Annotated in this window: 17 protein-coding genes and 2 pseudogenes; 9 read left to right on the top strand and 10 right to left on the bottom strand. The window is 40.1% G+C overall.

Annotated elements, in window-relative coordinates; all coding sequences use genetic code 11:
* Positions 1-963: 963 nt before the first annotated feature.
* Positions 964-1,632, bottom strand: a complete 669-nt coding sequence (locus V2H77_RS17010) for a transglycosylase SLT domain-containing protein (protein ID WP_341499745.1) — start codon at positions 1,630-1,632, stop codon at positions 964-966.
* Between the two features lie 221 nt (positions 1,633-1,853).
* On the opposite strand from V2H77_RS17010, the gene V2H77_RS17005 reads away from it, so the two are divergent.
* The 5 genes from V2H77_RS17005 to V2H77_RS16985 all read left to right on the top strand — a co-directional run bounded on the left by V2H77_RS17005 (position 1,854) and on the right by V2H77_RS16985 (position 6,408).
* Positions 1,854-2,774 carry a metal ABC transporter substrate-binding protein gene (locus tag V2H77_RS17005; protein WP_341499744.1) on the top strand — a complete coding sequence of 307 codons (921 nt, stop codon included), beginning with the start codon at positions 1,854-1,856 and terminating at the stop codon, positions 2,772-2,774.
* Positions 2,771-3,667 carry a manganese/iron ABC transporter ATP-binding protein gene (locus V2H77_RS17000; protein ID WP_265377455.1) on the top strand — a complete coding sequence of 299 codons (897 nt, stop codon included), beginning with the start codon at positions 2,771-2,773 and terminating at the stop codon, positions 3,665-3,667. The genes V2H77_RS17005 and V2H77_RS17000 overlap by 4 nt, the downstream gene beginning before the upstream one ends.
* Entirely contained in the window at positions 3,664-4,539 is an 876-nt protein-coding gene (locus tag V2H77_RS16995; RefSeq protein WP_265377454.1) for a metal ABC transporter permease, read from the top strand. Before V2H77_RS17000 ends, V2H77_RS16995 begins: the two co-directional genes overlap by 4 nt.
* The gene (locus V2H77_RS16990; RefSeq protein WP_341499743.1) at positions 4,536-5,423 is read left to right on the top strand and encodes a metal ABC transporter permease; all 888 of its coding nucleotides are present in this window, start codon (positions 4,536-4,538) and stop codon (positions 5,421-5,423) included. Before V2H77_RS16995 ends, V2H77_RS16990 begins: the two co-directional genes overlap by 4 nt.
* Before the next feature lie 118 nt (positions 5,424-5,541).
* Positions 5,542-6,408 carry a fructosamine kinase family protein gene (locus tag V2H77_RS16985; protein ID WP_265377452.1) on the top strand — a complete coding sequence of 289 codons (867 nt, stop codon included), beginning with the start codon at positions 5,542-5,544 and terminating at the stop codon, positions 6,406-6,408.
* A gap of 58 nt (positions 6,409-6,466) precedes the next feature.
* Here V2H77_RS16985 and V2H77_RS16980 read toward each other — a convergent pair whose 3' ends face one another.
* Positions 6,467-7,009: a YniB family protein gene (locus tag V2H77_RS16980; protein WP_341499742.1), complete on the bottom strand. Its 543-nt coding sequence runs from the start codon at positions 7,007-7,009 to the stop codon at positions 6,467-6,469.
* Between the two features lie 185 nt (positions 7,010-7,194).
* Between V2H77_RS16980 and V2H77_RS16975 the strand changes: the two are divergent.
* The 3 genes and pseudogenes from V2H77_RS16975 to V2H77_RS16965 all read left to right on the top strand — a co-directional run bounded on the left by V2H77_RS16975 (position 7,195) and on the right by V2H77_RS16965 (position 9,965).
* Positions 7,195-7,614 (top strand): annotated as a pseudogene (locus V2H77_RS16975) (hypothetical protein).
* 223 nt (positions 7,615-7,837) lie between these two features.
* Entirely contained in the window at positions 7,838-8,386 is a 549-nt protein-coding gene (locus V2H77_RS16970) for a metal-dependent hydrolase (RefSeq protein ID WP_341499741.1), read from the top strand.
* 187 nt (positions 8,387-8,573) lie between these two features.
* Entirely contained in the window at positions 8,574-9,965 is a 1,392-nt protein-coding gene (locus tag V2H77_RS16965) for an L-cystine transporter (RefSeq protein ID WP_341499740.1), read from the top strand.
* 66 nt (positions 9,966-10,031) lie between these two features.
* Here the strand turns inward: V2H77_RS16965 and htpX are convergent, their stop codons facing one another.
* From htpX to V2H77_RS16945, 4 genes and pseudogenes are all read right to left on the bottom strand, one after another.
* Positions 10,032-10,919, bottom strand: a complete 888-nt coding sequence (gene htpX / locus V2H77_RS16960; protein ID WP_088374435.1) for a protease HtpX — start codon at positions 10,917-10,919, stop codon at positions 10,032-10,034.
* Positions 10,920-11,260: 341 nt separating this feature from the next.
* Positions 11,261-13,219: pseudogene (gene prc / locus V2H77_RS16955) on the bottom strand (carboxy terminal-processing peptidase); the annotation flags it as partial.
* Positions 13,220-13,331: 112 nt separating this feature from the next.
* Positions 13,332-14,039 (bottom strand): RNA chaperone ProQ, encoded by a 708-nt coding sequence (proQ, locus tag V2H77_RS16950; protein ID WP_341499738.1) that lies wholly within the window; start codon positions 14,037-14,039, stop codon positions 13,332-13,334.
* Between the two features lie 95 nt (positions 14,040-14,134).
* The gene (locus tag V2H77_RS16945; RefSeq protein WP_341499737.1) at positions 14,135-14,632 is read right to left on the bottom strand and encodes a GAF domain-containing protein; all 498 of its coding nucleotides are present in this window, start codon (positions 14,630-14,632) and stop codon (positions 14,135-14,137) included.
* Between the two features lie 665 nt (positions 14,633-15,297).
* Between V2H77_RS16945 and V2H77_RS16940 the strand changes: the two genes are divergently transcribed.
* Complete coding sequence (locus V2H77_RS16940; protein ID WP_049581254.1) at positions 15,298-15,540, top strand: DUF1480 family protein; 243 nt, start codon at positions 15,298-15,300, stop codon at positions 15,538-15,540.
* A gap of 225 nt (positions 15,541-15,765) precedes the next feature.
* Here V2H77_RS16940 and V2H77_RS16935 read toward each other — a convergent pair whose 3' ends face one another.
* From V2H77_RS16935 to ftnA, 4 genes are all read right to left on the bottom strand, one after another.
* Positions 15,766-16,107 (bottom strand): YebY family protein, encoded by a 342-nt coding sequence (locus tag V2H77_RS16935; protein ID WP_088374431.1) that lies wholly within the window; start codon positions 16,105-16,107, stop codon positions 15,766-15,768.
* A gap of 126 nt (positions 16,108-16,233) precedes the next feature.
* The gene (gene copD, locus V2H77_RS16930) at positions 16,234-17,127 is read right to left on the bottom strand and encodes a copper homeostasis membrane protein CopD (protein ID WP_341499760.1); all 894 of its coding nucleotides are present in this window, start codon (positions 17,125-17,127) and stop codon (positions 16,234-16,236) included.
* A gap of 2 nt (positions 17,128-17,129) precedes the next feature.
* Positions 17,130-17,516 carry a CopC domain-containing protein YobA gene (gene yobA / locus V2H77_RS16925; RefSeq protein WP_049581252.1) on the bottom strand — a complete coding sequence of 129 codons (387 nt, stop codon included), beginning with the start codon at positions 17,514-17,516 and terminating at the stop codon, positions 17,130-17,132.
* A 194-nt stretch (positions 17,517-17,710) separates the two neighbouring features.
* Positions 17,711-18,214, bottom strand: a complete 504-nt coding sequence (gene ftnA / locus V2H77_RS16920; RefSeq protein WP_139656279.1) for a non-heme ferritin — start codon at positions 18,212-18,214, stop codon at positions 17,711-17,713.
* Positions 18,215-18,433 lie beyond the last annotated feature (219 nt).

The raw sequence follows: 18,433 nt of genomic DNA, 5'->3' as shown, positions 1-18,433 counted from the left end.
CTACTACCTCAATAAATCTGTTAGATATTTGGCAACTATCATTCTTGGCAATCATCACAAGTGTGTTTTTATTTTTGACCCACTTATCCTAGGCGGAATAAAAACGGGCACGTTAAACATCAATTAAAATACTCAGGCAACGTTTTCTCTCTAGAATTGGATGTAAATAACTGCTTTATTAGCAACTCTGTAATGATAACTTTCCCAATAACGGGAAATGGTCATTCATGAAACGTAAATATATGTTCTGTAAATATATGTTCTATTCCATCCTTATTTTTCGGATAAGCACTTTTGATTGACACTTAATTCCATAACTTAGGCTAAAGCCATCAACGACTATATGATACGAGCTTACTTTGATAACTTATTGCAAAATAAGACTTTCCCTGTGAATAATGAGCAGGCAACATGCCACATCAAATACAACTTATTAAACATTTACAAAGATATCCCATATATTTAATTACTTTAAAATATAAGTTCAGGCTAAAATCAATTTCAGCATATGTTATTTCATGATAATAAATCGATATAATTAATATAAAAGTTAATTACCTTTAACTCCATAAGTAAATAATTTCTAATTAGAATCAATCTAACTATATTATCTTGTTATAATATAGCTGAGATCAACATTGGTGAAATACCGAATTGATCATCAAACAACATATTCTAAGAGAGCCCTTCTTTAGACATGAATTATCGGATATCAAACGATATTTACCATCGCATGATGTAAATTGAAATGAGGTCTTATACCTTTTAGCTTGTAAACACCAGTGAACACATATATTAAAGCCCCCTCCTCCACAATCAGTACCAAAGGAGGGATTATTTTATCTCCCAACATCCATTATCGATTGAGGGCAAGTCTTTCGCAGTTAATTTTAACAAAAACCACCGTAAACCCTCACCCAACGCGAGGCTGTCGCAAATAGAATCGTCATTTTTATCAGCAACTCAATCTGCAATTACTAACGAACGATAAGCCTTTTTTACTTTCCACAAATAGCGTGGAGCCTGAGGTGCAGGATGATTATCCTGAACATACTGATAAAACTCATCCGGCGTCATGCGGTTTATTTTATTAACGGCTAATTGACGATCTACATTAAAAGTACGCAAAAGAGCGCCCGCGCCATTTACGTAAGCAACAATAGTGGCATAGTAGAGAGTCTCAGGGTTATCAATACCTGCCAGATGTTGTTCTTTCAGGATACTGATATAAGCAGTGCCAAGATCAATATTGGTTTTAGGATCTTTCAACTCACGCGTTGTCGGCTGACCAAGACGCCCCTTTTGTCGATACACATCCCGCCCTGCTGTCGATGCCTTAATCTGCATAAGACCAATTGCATTCGATTTACTGACTGCATCAGGGCGAAAACCGGATTCAACTTGAATAATAGCTCTGATAAGCGTTTCATCAACACCATACCGATTGGATGCCTGTTGAATAAATGTGTCAAAAGGCGTTGGCGGGAAAGAAGAAATTCTAGCTGCGTTGGCAGTATTGCTAAGCATACGTTGCTGACCGGACTGTTTACCCGCATTTATTTGCTGAGCATTTCTCTCAGCACAACCGACTAACAGCACGACCAGCGCTACAAAGCTCAGTCTTAATTTCACCCTATAATCCTCTGGAGCAAATTTTACTAAAGCGCAGCATATACAATTTCGTTTACAATCTAAAAATATTTTTACTTAACTTTTCACTGTATTCGTGTTCATATCATATGGGATGACGATTACAACAATCGCTATTCCCAAATTTTATAATCTTGACTTTACTTAAATGATATTGATAATCGTTATCATATATATACTTATAACAAGTAAGGCTTGAATTGATGAAGAAAAAACTTTCTCTGCTTTTGCTTTCCCCTCCTATACTGGGAATTACATTGATCCTCTTATCTATAGTTTTATTTAGTCAGCAGGTATCTGCCGCCAAACAATTCAAAGTTGTCACTACCTTTACTATCATCCAAGATATAGCACAAAACGTAGCAGGCGATGCGGCAATTGTTGAATCAATTACTAAACCCGGGGCGGAAATCCATGATTACCAACCTACCCCAAAAGATATTATAAAATCTCAACATGCTGATTTAATCCTTTGGAATGGACTAAATCTGGAACGCTGGTTTGAACGTTTCTTTGAAAATCTCAAAGATGTGCCTGCCGTTGTTATTACTGACGGCATTGAACCACTCCCCATCCGTGAAGGGCCTTACAACGGGAACCCTAATCCTCACGCCTGGATGTCACCCACAAATGCTTTGGTCTATATCGAGAATATCCGCCAAGCATTTGTGAAATACGATCCTGAAAATGCAGAAATTTATAATAGGAATGCCAAAGCCTATGCTGAAAGAATCGGCCAACTGGATTCTCCACTGAGAGAACGTCTTTCCCGTATTCCACAGGATCAACGTTGGTTAGTCACCAGTGAAGGGGCTTTTAGCTATTTGGCTAAAGATTACCAATTCAAGGAAGTTTATCTATGGCCAATTAATGCGGAAGAACAAGGTTCACCACAACAAGTTCGTCATGTCATTGATACTGTAAGAGCAAACAAAATCCCAGTTGTGTTTAGCGAAAGTACAATTTCAGATAAACCAGCGAAACAAGTCAGTAAAGAAACAGATGCCCGTTACGGTGGCGTTCTTTATGTAGATTCACTCTCCGGCAGTGACGGCCCAGTACCAACCTATATTGATTTACTGAACAAAACTGTAGATACAATCGCAAAAGGATTTAATCAATGAATAGCAATATGCTGTTTGAACGTCCTCATTTAGTCGTCGATGACGCTACTGTGACTTATAACAACGGTCACACAGCTATTTATGATGCAAGTTTTTCTATCACTGGCGGCTCTATTTGTGCGTTGGTGGGTATTAACGGTAGTGGTAAATCCACATTATTTAAGACCATCATGGGGCTAGTAAGCCCATCTCAGGGAAAAGTCACGCTGAGTGATATGCCAGTCAAAAACGCTTTGAAGAAAAATATTATTGCATATGTCCCTCAGACAGAAGAAGTCGACTGGAACTTTCCAGTCTTGGTTTCTGATGTCGTCATGATGGGCCGCTACGGAAAAATGGGATTCTTAAGAATCCCAAGTAAACGAGATCACCAAGCTGTCAATGAAGCACTTGAACGTGTTGGCTTAACGGCCCTGCGCAATCGGCAGATTGGCGAACTCTCTGGAGGGCAAAAAAAACGGGTTTTTCTTGCAAGAGCGCTAGCTCAAGAAGGCAAAGTTCTATTATTGGATGAGCCTTTTACTGGCGTTGATGTAAAAACAGAAAATGCCATCATTGACCTGTTATGTGGTTTACGTGATGAGGGCCATCTGGTTCTGGTTTCCACACATAATCTTGGTAGCGTGCCTGAATTTTGCGATCATGTTATCCTAATCAACCGGACCGTTCTGGCAAGTGGCCCAACAGAAACAACGTTCACCCAAAAAAATTTAGAAATGACTTTTGGTGGAGTGCTTCGTCATATTAATCTATCCGGATCAGAATTACATGATGATGATGACCCACGTTCTTTGACTGTTATTACTGATGATGAACGCGCTGCGGTATTTTATGGTCATGATCATCATGTTCCGCCGCGGCAAAGTCAGCATAAGGAGAAACGTCAATCATGACAGAACTTTTGCTGCAACCTTTTAACTATAATTACATGGTAAAAGCCATTTGGGTTAGCGCCATTGTTGGTGCCGTCTGCGCTTTTCTTTCTTCCTACCTGATGTTAAAAGGCTGGTCATTGATGGGAGATGCTCTCTCTCACTCAGTTGTGCCTGGCGTCGCTGGTGCTTATGCACTGGGTCTTCCCTATGCAGGCGGCGCTTTTTTTACCGGAATGCTGGCCGCGCTGTCTATGACTTTGGTTCGTCATATCACTCGCTTACGTGAAGATGCGGTAATCGGGTTCATATTTTCCACTTTCTTTGCGGCCGGCTTATTAATCGTTTCTCTCAATCCTACATCCGTTAACGTACAAACCATTATTTTCGGCAATATACTTGGCATCGCTGATGAAGATGTTCTCCAAGTTGAAATCATTATTGCGATTTCATTTATTGTGCTCATGTTTATCTGGAAAGATTTGCTCATTGTATTTTTTGATGAAACGCATGCGCGCTCTATTGGCTTATCTCCCTTACGGATGAAAATTATTTTTTTTACTTTATTGAGTGCCTGTACTGTCGCAGCCTTACAAACTGTCGGCGCTATTCTGGTGATTGCAATGGTAGTCACTCCAGGTGCGACAGCTTATTTATTAACCGATCGTTTTAAGCACCTGCTGATCATTGCCGTCGCTATTGGTTCCTTAACCAGTGCATTTGGCGCTTACCTAAGTTTCTTCCTTAACGGCGCTACTGGTGGTGTCATTGTCACATTGCAAACCGTTATTTTCCTACTCGCATTCTTCTTTGCGCCAAAACATGGACTATTCGCTTCACGTATACGTGCCAAAAAAGAATCCTCAGCATTGGCTCAGGAGACACAACCATGAATGAGTTGATACAGTTACTCACTGAGCCGTTTATGTTTCCATTTATGCAACGGGCGATATTCGCCGCGATTGTAACAGGCGCAGTATGTGCAATGCTCTCTTGTTATCTGGTTCTTAAAGGCTGGTCGTTAATGGGTGACGCCATTTCTCACGCGGTATTGCCAGGTATTGTGCTGGCTTTCGCTGCCGGTATACCGCTGGCTATTGGCGCATTCCTTTCCGGTATCTTTTGTGCTGTTGCGACTGGATATCTGAAAGAACATAGCCGGATAAAAGAAGATACTGTCATGGGAATTGTCTTTTCAGGCATGTTTGCCTTTGGTTTAGTTCTTTTTGCCCGCATGGATACCGACCAACATCTGACTCATATTTTGTTCGGAAATATACTCGGGATCACTAAAGATGAATTAAATCAAACATTATGGATTACCTGCATCACTATGGTGGTAGTACTGCTAAAGCGAAAAGACTTCATGCTTTATTGCTTCGATCCGAACCAAGCGCGCGTAATAGGATTACCTGTTAAACTTTTGCATTACGGTTTGCTTTGCCTGCTGTCTATGACCATCGTCGCTTCCCTGCAAGCAGTGGGAATGATTTTGGTTATTGCAATGTTGATATCACCGGGCATTATCGCTTTCATGTTATGCCGCAGTTTTGACCGAATGTTAATTGTCGCAATCATTGCATCGGTCAGTTCCTGTGTCCTGGGTACTCTGATCAGTTTCCACATTGATGGTGCAACAGGACCATGCATCGTTATTGTTCAGGCTATCTTCTTTACACTGGCACTGGCTTACAATCAGATAAAACTTGTAAGAACAAAATCTAAACGTAAAACGTATCAAGCCGCTCTGCAAATCTCTAACGAACCCAATCAATAACAAAAAGGGTTATATCTGTTTTGAGATATAACCCTGTTAATCATCTTTTTTACCTGATCATATGTTTTCTCTGACTATAATTGTTCATAAAGTAATTGACGACGTAGAGAGGTGAACCATGTGGCAGGCAGTAAATCGTTTGTTAAACGAACATTTCGGTGTTGCTGAAATTCACGATAAAACTGAGTTAGCCGGAGGGGACATCCACCAAGCTTGGCGAGTCACTCATGGAAAACGACAAGTTTTTGTCAAATCAAACCTGCGGGAAATGCTCCCTGTCTTCAAAGCAGAATCAGAACAGCTTGAACTCCTGGCACGCAGCCAAACAATCCGTGTTCCATCTGTTTATGGTATTGGCAACACCCGTGACCATAGCTTTCTATTGCTTGAATTTCTGCCTTTAAAATCTTTTGATCCTCACAGTGCCTATCGTTTCGGTCAACAACTGGCAAAACTTCATCAATGGAGTGAGCAACCTCAATTCGGCTTTGATTTTGACAATATGCTGGCAACAACACCACAACCTAATGGTTGGCAACGACGTTGGCACCAATTTTATGCGGAAAAACGAGTCGGTTGGCAATTACAAATCGCAGCAGAAAAAAACATGATATTTGGCGATATTGATAATATCGTCCAAGCCATAAGTAACAAACTTCAACACCATCAACCACAGCCCTCTCTCTTACATGGCGATCTCTGGCCGGCTAATTGTGCTTCGTTAGATGATCAAGCCGTTGCCTTCGACCCAGCCTGTTATTGGGGAGATCGTGAATGTGATTTCGCTATGTTACCGTTATACCCCGATTTACCAATGCAAATTCTTGATGGCTATCAGAGCATATGGCCACTCCCTGCCAACTTTATTGAACGACAACCTGTGTATCAGCTCTATTATTTGCTTAACCGGTGTAATTTGTTTGGTGGTGACAATCTTATTGTGGTTCAAAATATTATTGATAATATTTTGACTGAAAATAGCTAAAAAGTGGCTAATCAAGCTGCGAAAATAGGTATTCCGCAGCTATAGCCAACCGGGGAATCTACCAGCCTAAAATTTTCAATAGAAAATAAAAAATTGCACCGATAATTACCGGTGAAATATATAAGATATAAATCTGACTGAACAATGTATGACGAGGAAGTTTAATTTTTAATTCAATTTGCTCTCTTGTCAGGCCATCATTGCCTTTAGCTTTTTCAATAATAAGCTGATCTTCAATGTTTTCGCGTATAAATTTCACTTGCCTGTACATCCGTTGACCTGACGCACTCATAGCAAGGCCGAAAAAAATAAGAAAATAGATAATCAAGAAACCAAGTGTTGATCCGGTAAAATCAGTCAGATGCTCAGGTATTGGCGAATTTTTCCAGAAGAAATCCAGAAACGGGGTATTAAAACGCACCATTTCAACCATCATTTTCAGCAAATCATCCAAAACAGCATTAATACCATCACCTTTAATACCATGTAACCAAGCAAGATTGATCACAGAAACAATGGTCGATAAAAGTGCCGGAATAAAAATTACCCAACCTAAAACTCGCTTAATAATAGCGATGTATCCGGCTTTTTGGTAAGTCATCGATACCCCTCATAGCAATAAGCAGATTCTATTTTTGGCTAATCATAGCCCATCAATCACCAAATTTAACTTTATATTTAATTAACTAAGGATTTCTTACCATGTTCCCGATCAGGAAAAGAGTTCATCCACTGAGGTTGTTACAATCAGCTTTCGCTAACTGTCTGACCAAAGAGATACTATAAATGTCCTTTCATTTACCAATAAAAGCGGCCATTTTTGATATGGATGGTTTACTGATTGACTCTGAACCCTATTGGGCCCAGGGAGAAAAAAAGCATTTAGTGAATTAGGTTTGGATTTTTCTTTAGCAGAAAAACTACCGGATACTCTTGGGTTGCGTATTGACCAAGTTGTGGAACTTTGGTACCAGGCTTCTCCCTGGCAAGGGGCATCAAAATCAGGCGTACGGCTGAGCAATTGGATGTCGCTCCGATAAGTTATATAGCCTTGGAAATTCATTCAATGGAATAATAGCAACGAAAGCTGCAAGAATGCGTTCAATTGTTGTGCCATCAGCTCATCATTTTGATGATCCGCGTTGGGTTTTAGCAGATATTAAACCACGTTCACTCGAACAACTAACTGTAATGAACATCATCTGATTATAACTTTAGCTGCCATCATTTATGTCGATGGCAGTTTCTTATTGTTCACACAATAGCCGTAGCGCTTATGTCTTATTCTGTCAAATAAAAATTTAATTAAATATTAACGTTATATATTAATAAATAAGATATTTTTACTTTTTACCCTCTATCTTACCCACATAAAACCCTCTATACTTCGCCGACTGTATGGATAGACAGTCATTAGTCAGAGGAATTTATGACAGCAGAAGGGCATCTTTTATTTTCCGTTGCCAGCATTATTTTGGCACACAAGCTAGAAATAACACCAGAGATAGCTAATGGAGACTGGTTGCATATGCTACCAGGGGTGTTGCTTACTGCCTTGTTGCCCGATATCGATCACCCTAATTCAACCTTGGGTAGGTTATTCAGATTTATCTCCATTCCTATTGCCAAACTCTGTGGTCACAGAGGATTTACTCACAGCTTACTTGCCCTCATATTAGGGATTACTTTATTCTGGCTAAAAATACCGGAAGAGTGGTTAATCCCAACTGATTTTTTTCATGCCATGATTGTTGGCTATTTGAGCCATCTGATTGCAGATATGCTAACACCCGCTGGGGTGCCGTTATTATGGCCAATCAAAATACGCTTTTGTCTACCTGTGCTTGGCAAACAAGGAAACAAAAAAGCAGAAAGGTTTATTTCCGCCCTATTAATCGTTATTGCCGTTTTTCTACCAAAAGATATTGAATACTCTATATTTTTTTACATAGATCGTATCAAAGATCTCTATTTCTAATGCTCTAATTGACTAAAAATAAATCTTAAAAGTCACATTTGTTATATCAAATTCTATATAGTTATAAATGATAATAGTTTAAGCTGATACTATATTCCCCAACTGCTTGTTGTAATGTGTTCGTTTGCAGACTTACACGATTCGATACAGCTTATAACTTAACTAAATTGAATTCTGGGGTTTGGGGATGAATCTACCACTCATTTCGAATGTGCTCGTCTTCGTAGCGCTGCTTTTGCTATTGTCAAAAGCCAGTTCACGGCAATGGAACCTGTCGAAAAAGGTTTTTGCGGGCCTTGCCATTGGCGTTATTTTTGGCTTGGCACTGCAACTAATTTATGGTTCTGATAATACCATAGTGAAGGAATCTATATCATGGTTCAACATTGTAGGTAATGGCTACGTACAGCTTCTACAAATGGTCATTATGCCTCTGGTATTTGCCTCTATTTTGAGTGCAGTTGCCAAATTACACAAAGCATCTTCTCTAGGAAAAATCAGTTTTCTAACCATTGGAGCGTTGCTATTTACTACAATGATTGCAGCGCTTATCGGTATCATGATTATCAACCTGTTCGGCCTGACTGCTGAAGGTTTGATTCAAGGTCCTCAAGAAGCAAGCCGCCTGTCTGCCATCGAAAACAACTACGTCAGCAAAGTCTCTGATTTATCTGTACCACAACTGATTTTATCTTTTATTCCTAAAAATCCATTTGCAGATTTAACCGGCGCTAATCCAACCTCTGTTATAAGCGTTGTTATTTTTGCAACCTTCTTAGGTATCGCAGCCCTGCAAATGTTAAAAGATGATCATGAGAGGGGTGCACGCATATTAGTCGCTATCGATACTATACAAGCATGGGTAATGAAACTGGTCCGCTTAGTTATGCGCTTAACGCCGTATGGTGTTATGGCCCTGATGACCAAAGTTGTCGCCAACTCTAATCTTCATGAAATTACAAAACTGGGAACCTTTGTTATCGCATCCTACGTTGCACTAGCGCTAGTATTTATTGTTCATGGGTTTCTACTTTCTCTTATCGGCATCAATCCACTTAGATTCTTCAAAAAAACTTGGCCAGTGTTGACCTTCGCATTTACTAGCCGTTCCAGTGCAGCCAGTATTCCACTGAATGTCGAAACCCAGACACTTCGTATTGGCGTACCAGAGTCTATCGCTAGTTTTTCAGCATCTTTCGGAGCAACAATTGGTCAGAATGGCTGTGCCGGGATTTATCCCGCCATGTTGGCAGCAATGGTTGCGCCAACCGTGGGCATAAACCCTCTTGATCCTATGTGGATTGCAACACTCGTTGGCATTGTTACTATCAGCTCTGCTGGCGTTGCCGGTGTGGGTGGCGGCGCTACGTTTGCGGCATTGATTGTCTTACCCGCAATGGGATTACCGGTAACGCTGATTGCTTTACTGATTTCTGTTGAACCTCTCATTGATATGGGCCGCACAGCACTAAATGTAAGTGGTTCAATGACCGCTGGCGCTATTACCAGCCAACTGATGGGACAAACTGATAAGACTATCTTCGATCAGGAAGAACAGGTTGAATTAAGCCAGCTGTAATTCAACTTCAAAAACTACAAAAAAAGCCGGGATTGATTTCCCCGGCTTTTTATTTTATTCACAATATTATTTATTCAGGTATTGCCCACTACGCAGCGCTTCAATACGTTTGTCCAATGGTGGGTGAGACATAAACAACTCACTGAATGTCTTTGATTTACCATTAATACAGAACGCCATCATACTGCCTTCTTCTTGTGGTTCATAACTGGTTTTCAGACGCTGTAAAGCAGCGATCATTTTCTCACGGCCGACCAACTTAGCAGAACCTGCATCCGCATGGAACTCGCGATAACGGGAGAACCACATTGTGATAATGCTCGCCAGAATACCAAATACTATTTCCAACACCATTGAAACAACCATGTAAACAATTGGATTGCCAGAGGAGTTACTCTCTTCCTCATCACTGTTGCCAGACAAGAAACTTGATACAGCCTGAGCCAACAGACGAGAAATAAAGATAACGAAAGTATTTACTATCCCTTGCAACAAGGTCATCGTCACCATATCGCCATTCGCAATATGACTAATCTCATGAGCAATAACAGCTTCTGCTTCTGCCCTACTCATGTTGTCCAATAGACCGGTGCTGACAGCCACCAGAGAAGCATTACGACGCGCTCCGGTAGCGAATGCATTAATATCAGGCGCGGCATAAATCGCAACCTGAGGCATGGCAATATTGACCTGTTCCGCTTGACGGCGAACAGTTTCAACTAACCAATGTTCAACTTCATTTGCTGGCTGTTCTATGACCTGCCCCCCCACAGAACGTAGGGCCATCCATTTGGACATCAATAGGGAAACAAACGCCCCGCCGAAACCGAACAGGCCAGCCATAATCATCAGACCTTGTACACTACTCCCCTGAATTCCTGTCAAAGAAAGTATTATCCCGAACACCAACATAACAGCGAGGTTAGTGAGGAGGAACAAAACAATTCGCATCATAAAAACCGGCTTCCTTTATTAATAATCAATGCACTTTCAGAACTACTCTATAAATAGGGCTATTCTCGCTATATTCAAGGCTTTTAACCTGTTAAGCGATAAGAACAACACAACTTTACAAAATCATAAAAAAACCCGCATTAGCCTAACACCAATTGGTTAAACAGAATACTCCAATCCCCGGTAATGCTGAGAAAATGTGAAACAATTCATCTTTCCTGAAAAGAAAAAACACCCTAAAAAGACTATTCATGTTACTGAAAGCCCAATATACGTTCACTCAAAACATCCTAAGCGAACGGTATTGGGCATTAATCATTGACAGGCTTTAACCCATTATTTTATTTAGATTTAGCTAACATTTTCTCAGCAGGTTGATGCGCTAAATCAAGAGCAATTTTCACTGACTCATCAAGATAGGGATCTGGCCCCTGATAATCTTTAGGTAAATCATCCAGTGAAGTTAACGGCTTTTTACCCTCGCGTTTAAAGCGATCATTTATACGATTCAACTTCAGAGCATCCGCTTCTTTATTCTCTTTCTCCCTTTGCGCATAGTTCAGAGAAACAATATTTTTATGCTCTTTCATCGCCTTATAGTGAGCAATATCCTCATTGATATATTTGAATTCTGAATCATTTGTAATGCGAGCATTGTGAGCGGTATTCAACTGAGGAACCAATGCAGCAATAATTTTAGACCCTGTATAACGGGCAGGAGGAATGCTATCCCAAGGCAAAGCATTATCTTCGAAACTTTCCCCCGTTTCTGCCGGATCAACCCCCGTTGGCATTACGATATCAGGAGTTACCCCTTTACGCTGAGTACTACCGCCATTCACACGATAGAACTTCTGAATCGTATATTGGACAGAACCCAGTGACGGCCAATCAGGACGCATCATTTGATCGTAAATACGACTCAAAGAACGATATTGCTGAACTGTGCCTTTACCAAAAGTCGGTTCACCAACAATCAAGGCTCGCCCATAATCTTGCATCGCAGCGGCAAAAATTTCAGAAGCAGACGCACTAAAGTGGTCTACCAGAACAACCAAGGGCCCTTTATAGTACACCACTTCATCGGTGTCAGAATCCTGACGGATTTTTCCATTATTATCTCTAACCTGGACAATCGGGCCGCTTGGGAGAAACAAGCCTGATAAAGAAACCGCCTCTGTCAGAGCGCCGCCGCCATTGCTACGCAAATCAATGACAATAGCACTGACATGCTGTTTGGTCAGTTTTTGTAATTGGGTTTTAACATTATCAGTCAAACCAACATAAAAACCGGGGATATCAAGAACGCCCACTTTTTCCTGACCGATTGTCTTAACTGACATCTTCACAGCCCGATCTTCCAAACGGATCTGCTCACGAGTTAAAGTAACAATACGTGGTTTCGCCCCTTTGGTATCAGAAATAACCTCAAGCCGTACTTTGCTTCCTTTAGGACCTTTAATCAGCGCAACCACATCATCCAGACGCCAGCCAATAATATCCACCATAGATTTCCCTGACTGAGCAACACCGATAATCTTATCGCCCACGTTTAATGCTTTGCTCTTGGCGGCAGGTCCACCAGCAACCAAAGAATTTATAACCGTGTAGTCATCATCTATTTGCAAAACAGCACCAATCCCTTCCAGGGAAAGACTCATTTCTGAGTTAAACTGTTCAGTATTGCGTGGTGAAAGATAATTAGTATGAGGATCAATTTCACGGGCAAACGCAGTCATAATCAATTGGAAAACATCTTCACTTTGACTTTGTGTCAGACGTTTTAACGCAGATTGATAGCGCTTGGTGAGCATCTCTTTGATTTTACTGTCCTCTTTGCCACTGAGCTTGAGGTTGAGCCAATCATACTTAACTTTAGCATCCCAAAGTTTATTTAGCTCTTCCACACTCTGTGGCCAAGGGGCTTTGGAACGATCAACATCAATTGTATCGTTACCATCAAAATTCATTGGCTGTTCAAGACGCGATAAAGCGTACTGATAACGCTCAAAGCGACGTTTCTGTAATAAATTAAACAAGTCATATGGAATTTCCAGATTTCCACTTTCCAATTCCTTGCCTAACAAATTTTTCTTATCGGCATACTGAGCAACATCTGACGCCAATAATATGTTATGGCTGTAATCCAGTATATTGAGGTAGCGGTCAAATATTTTTGCCGAAAAATCACCATTTAAATCAAATTGGCGATAATGAGAACGAGTGAAGCGGGATGTTACCCGCTCGCTCACTGTTGAATGCTGAGGTTCTTGTTTCAATATAGGTAGTTGTTCAATACGAACAGGAACAGCCACTGGACTGTTTGTATTTGCATAACAAGTACCAAAAATTGAAACACCTAAGACAAAAGCCAGTCTGACGAATTTGTTCATGCCCAGGTTGGCCTCCGTATCAGAACTGTAAATGTTCTGCGCGTACAATCATTGCCAAACCGGAAGGCAATTGTACTCGTATGCCATCTTTGGCGATTTCAAGCACAGAAGCATCCACTGAACTTTTACCCACTCTTACTTTAATTTCCTGACCAATTTTCAGCGATGAAACATCGACAATCTGAGTAGGTGCAGGTTGAGCAGGTTTAGCAACTGGCTTACGTGCTTGCTGAGGGCGCTTTTGTTGGCGTGGTTGTTGCTGCCGTTTTTCCCCCTCAGTATTGTTAGCACGACGACGAGGAGCTGGTTTCTTGGCTATAGGCCGTTCATTTTTTTCACCAGCAGCCGCATTTTCAGCTTCACGTTTTTTAGCTCTTTGCTCTGCACGCTGTGCCTGAACCCGTGCTTTGGCTTCAGTCAGTTGCTGGAGAGCGTGTTCAATGTGTTCCGCTTCCAGTTCACCGCACGAATTACCATCAAGGTCAACACGTTGCGCACCTTCTTTAACACCATACAGATAGCGCCAACTTGATGTGTACAGACGTAAGGCGGAGCGCAGTTGTGTTTTACTTAAACACTCTTCGTCCTGAATACGTTCAACGATATCTTGAAAAATACCGATCTTTAAAGGACGAGCTTCACCTTCTGCGACGAAACAGAGCGGGAAACGCTCAGCTAAAAAAGCAATAATCTCTTTACTACTATTCAACTTAGGTTGATTTTCCATGAAATTTCCTGATTACAACGGTTTTGCCAACCAGCATAGGCATGAACTGGCGTCATTATAATAGCGTTGCTGATAAATGCCACGTTATCCATATGTTAAGTTACATTCAATTCAACATATTTAGGCACAACGCACTGTTTTAAATGAGTACAAAGCCCATCAACAAGGGCTTGTAAGCCAGATTCGTCTTTTTCGTCGAATCTATTAAAGACCGTACTATCAATATCCAATACACCGATGACTCTATCGCTTACGATCAATGGCAACACAATTTCAGCGTTGCTAGCGGCATCGCAGGCAATATGACCTGGGAACGCATGAACATCATCAACACGCTGGATGCGCTTTTCCGATACAGCCGTTCCGCACACCCCCTTGCCAACAGGTATTCTGACACAAGCAATTTTTCCCTGAAATGGCCCTAACACCAACGTATCGCCATCAATCAGGTAAAAACCAACCCAGTTAACGTCATGCAAGCGTTCATACAACAATGCACTGGCATTAGCCAGCGTCGCTATTAAGTCATACTCACCAGACAACAGAGCTTTTAAGTCCCCCGTAAGCTCCCGATAGAACTCATTTTTATTCATAATTGACCTATCCGATGAAATTCACAAAACGCATCTCTATTTTTATATCAAAAAAATATCAAATGCCCATAACAATAAGGTTAACAGTCTGTCACACTGACGTAAATTTTTTACTGTCTTTAATAAGATATTCTTTAATTATATTTATTGAGTACTGGTAAAGGCTTGTGAGATATCACACTACTCACCAAAACATTATCAGAGGTGCAACCAGTACAAATATGATTCACTGTCAGCATCGCTATGCCCTCATACAATAAAATCAAATTGAATTTTTCCACAATTATAAAGATCAATTATCTGATAACAGTGTCGCTCATTAGCCCCTTTCATTTGAGAGTTGACTCGCTGTGTAGTAAAAAACAAAACATTCAAACAATTTATCTGTAGAATTATTGCATTTACTACTCCATCCCTAACACTTTTAATCCTTACTACCACACCAAATAAATATTTCCTACTGAATGTATAAAAGGTCAAAGAATGACAAAGATAAAAAAAGCAATATGACAAAAGTAAGTTTTAGAACGGATAATTATAACAGCAATATCCTCTACCGATTATCCAACACAGAAAATATTATTACTGGCAATCTCAGCTATTTGATCTATCCTCAATGATGGCCGCACTGGTCTTACCTGTTATCTAAACGTTAAGGAATAATCATGAACCAGACAAAATTAAGAATTTCCAGCTACGAAATTGATGATGCTATTCTCTCTTTACCCTCCGAAGAGGACGATATCACCATTAGCATTCCTTGTAATTCCGACCGCGAACTTTGTATGCAGTTGGATGGATGGGATGAACACACCAGTATTCCCGCCTTACTAAACGACAAACACATTCTTCTCTACAGAAAACATTATGACAGACAAAAACATGCATGGGTTATGAGGGTGGCCTGATGTCCACAAAACTTGTGACAAAAAAAGGCCGAGTTGACTCCTCTACTCGGCCTAGGGAAAATGGCTCTTAAGAGCCGTGCGCTAAAAGTGTCATTGAGACGTAAAACAACTTACAATTTAAAGCGTAGCTGACATACTTGCATTTTACCAACTTTTTGGATAATAAATAACCAAAAACAACATCTTCCATTAAGCCAAATAGACGCTATCGCTTACTCAATGACATTATCTTTTATCGCACAATGCTAAAGCTGCTTGTTGGAATGGCTCTATACTCATTTTTTGAGTCGGATTTTTGCCATCATCCAATAGAATAATATCCAAAGGCTTAGCATTCACCTTCCCTACCTTCATCATCTCTGTAGCTATATCGTTCAATGGATATTGCACTAGCGTACTTGGATTAATCACAAACAGAGCCTTATTTGCTCTGCAATCCAACATCACTTCCTCCCGTGTAAATGCCCATTTATCACCAAATTGTAGCTTACTCACCGTTTCAATCGGCGCAGCAACATTTTGAAAAGAGAGACAAAACAAGGGAAGTAATAAAAGTAAACGTTTCATAAAGTTACCAAGGTAGATATAAAAACGAGCGAGGTGGAGCTTTTCACATAGTTAGCTATGCTCCCAGAGATTCGCTCTCTTGCCGTCGCGATGCATCTTGAAATCCATAGGATATAGTTAAGAAAATCAAATCGGTTGATAAGTAGCAAAAACAGCAACACATAATAAAACCAATGCTCCAAGAATAATTTCAACCCAACTATTGATAATCAACAATTGATAGCGGCCAGGTTGCTTCAATTTAGGAACCAGGATATAGCGGTTAATTAATGCAAGCATCACCATACCCGCCACCAGGGCTATCTTCAGCCATAGCATGGATTGATACTCACTGCCACTGTATTTCGGCCAGTTAGGCAGCAAAATTAAGCTGTTTATGATGCCAGTCATAATAATTAGGGTTACAGCAACGTGACCATATGTGGAAAAGCGCATCATAGAAATCATAATCTGTTTATCCAACCCTATAGCCAATTCATTGTGTATCCGTAAAAATTGCAGGCATAGCAAAAAGGGCCATAATCCACCAAACCAATACCCAACACTCACTAAGTGAATTACCTGATTAATCTGAGAAAAAATACCTGTTATCCCATCATGCATTACCGAATGGCCCATAAAGGCATGGCAGGAAAGTAAAACGGTAGAACTGATTAACATCAGAATATTTCTGGCTTTTTGTTTACTGATAAACAAAAACCCCGTAGCAACTATTGAAATCAGTATTTGCCATTGCCAAACTTTACCAAAAGTTGTTCCCAGTACTGCCAACCAGATTTCTAGATTATAAATATCCTGCCAGCCATCACCCATTATTCCCGCTTGAATTGCCAACCATCCAATTGTTGTTATTAATGTCACAACGGTACTGATAATTACCCCTAAACGAAGGCGCGCATCAATCAGAACAGATAAACGCTCAGGAACCAAGATGGCAGTGAATACGCTAAAACCAAACATTAACATAACTGCCACAAAATGGGTGAAACGACAAAGAATATACAACGCCGCCAGAGACATCATTATTTCACTGTAAAGCTATAGACACCTTTAGTCTTATGCCCATCAACAGAGACCACGCTCCAGTTAACATCATATCTCCCTGTCGTTAATTTATCTTCGATAGGCAGAATCAGTTTTGTATTAGTTGCCGGATCAAGCTTCAATTTTCCGGTTTTAATGGGTCTATTCTCCGGGCCAATCACTTTTACTTTACTAAAATTCAGTTCAATACCTTCAGAAAAGCCTAGTGTGATTACCTGCGGTGTATTTTCTACAGTAGTATCTTCTGCCGGAATTTGTTCTGTCAAATGCGCATGGGCTAAAGCCTGCTGGCAAGATATGCCAACAAAAAGAACAATTAAAGCAGATAATTTTCGGCAAAAAGAGCGGATTGCGCTAATGGTCATCAATAACCTCTTAATTTTCAAATGAATCTCTATAAATTGTCATCATTTTATATCAAAAGAGTTATCTTATCTGCGATAACTTACGATGAGAATTACGTCTTGTGAACTATCGCGCAAAAATAAAGGAAAACCGCAGCATTGACTTTAAATACCTAAAGTTGTTGCGACTACTGCGGCTAATTAATTCCATTTCATTAGACAGGATTTGCAGCAGCCAGACCTTTCAGATCCTTATCTAATAGGAAGAGTGCCTTACCATCCTCACCAACCATATCCAATTTATCAAGGATAGATTTAAACAATTTCTCTTCTTCATGCTGTTCTGCTACATACCATTGCAGAAAGTTAAAAGTAGAATAATCCTGCGTGGTTATCGCCAAATGAGCAAGTTTATTAATTTCGGCAGTAATGAACTTCTCGTGTTCATAAGTGCTATTGAGTACATGGGTTATAGATTTATAATCGGCCGAAGGCGCATCAATTTGCCCCAAACGCGGCATTGCGCCTGTATCACTCAGATAATCAAACAAGCGATGCATATGCTGCATTTCCTCCTGAGAGTGTGATTTAAAAAACGCAGCGGCGCCTGGTAACCCTTGTTCACTGCACCATGCACTCATTTGCAGATATAAATTCGCAGAATAGAACTCCAGATTCATCTGCTCATTTAATTTATTAATCATTTCTTGGTTTAACATAATGGATACTCCAGTCATTAATTCCCCTGTATTATGCCAATTAAATCAAAATAATAAAACCCAATAAGAGAAAATAAATTAAATATATATATCACATTGAAATATAAATATATTTTTCAATAAAAAAATGAAAATGAATCTCATTTAATATATTTAAATGAAAATGAATTACATTTACAAAATAATCTTCATCAAAGAATTTTTATATTTAATGATAAT

The sequence above is a fragment of the Photorhabdus sp. P32 genome, from assembly GCF_038085095.1.
In the GTDB taxonomy this organism is placed as follows: domain Bacteria; phylum Pseudomonadota; class Gammaproteobacteria; order Enterobacterales; family Enterobacteriaceae; genus Photorhabdus; species Photorhabdus luminescens.
The sequence above is the reverse complement of the archived record's forward strand: the minus strand, read 5'-3'. Positions and strand labels throughout refer to the sequence as shown.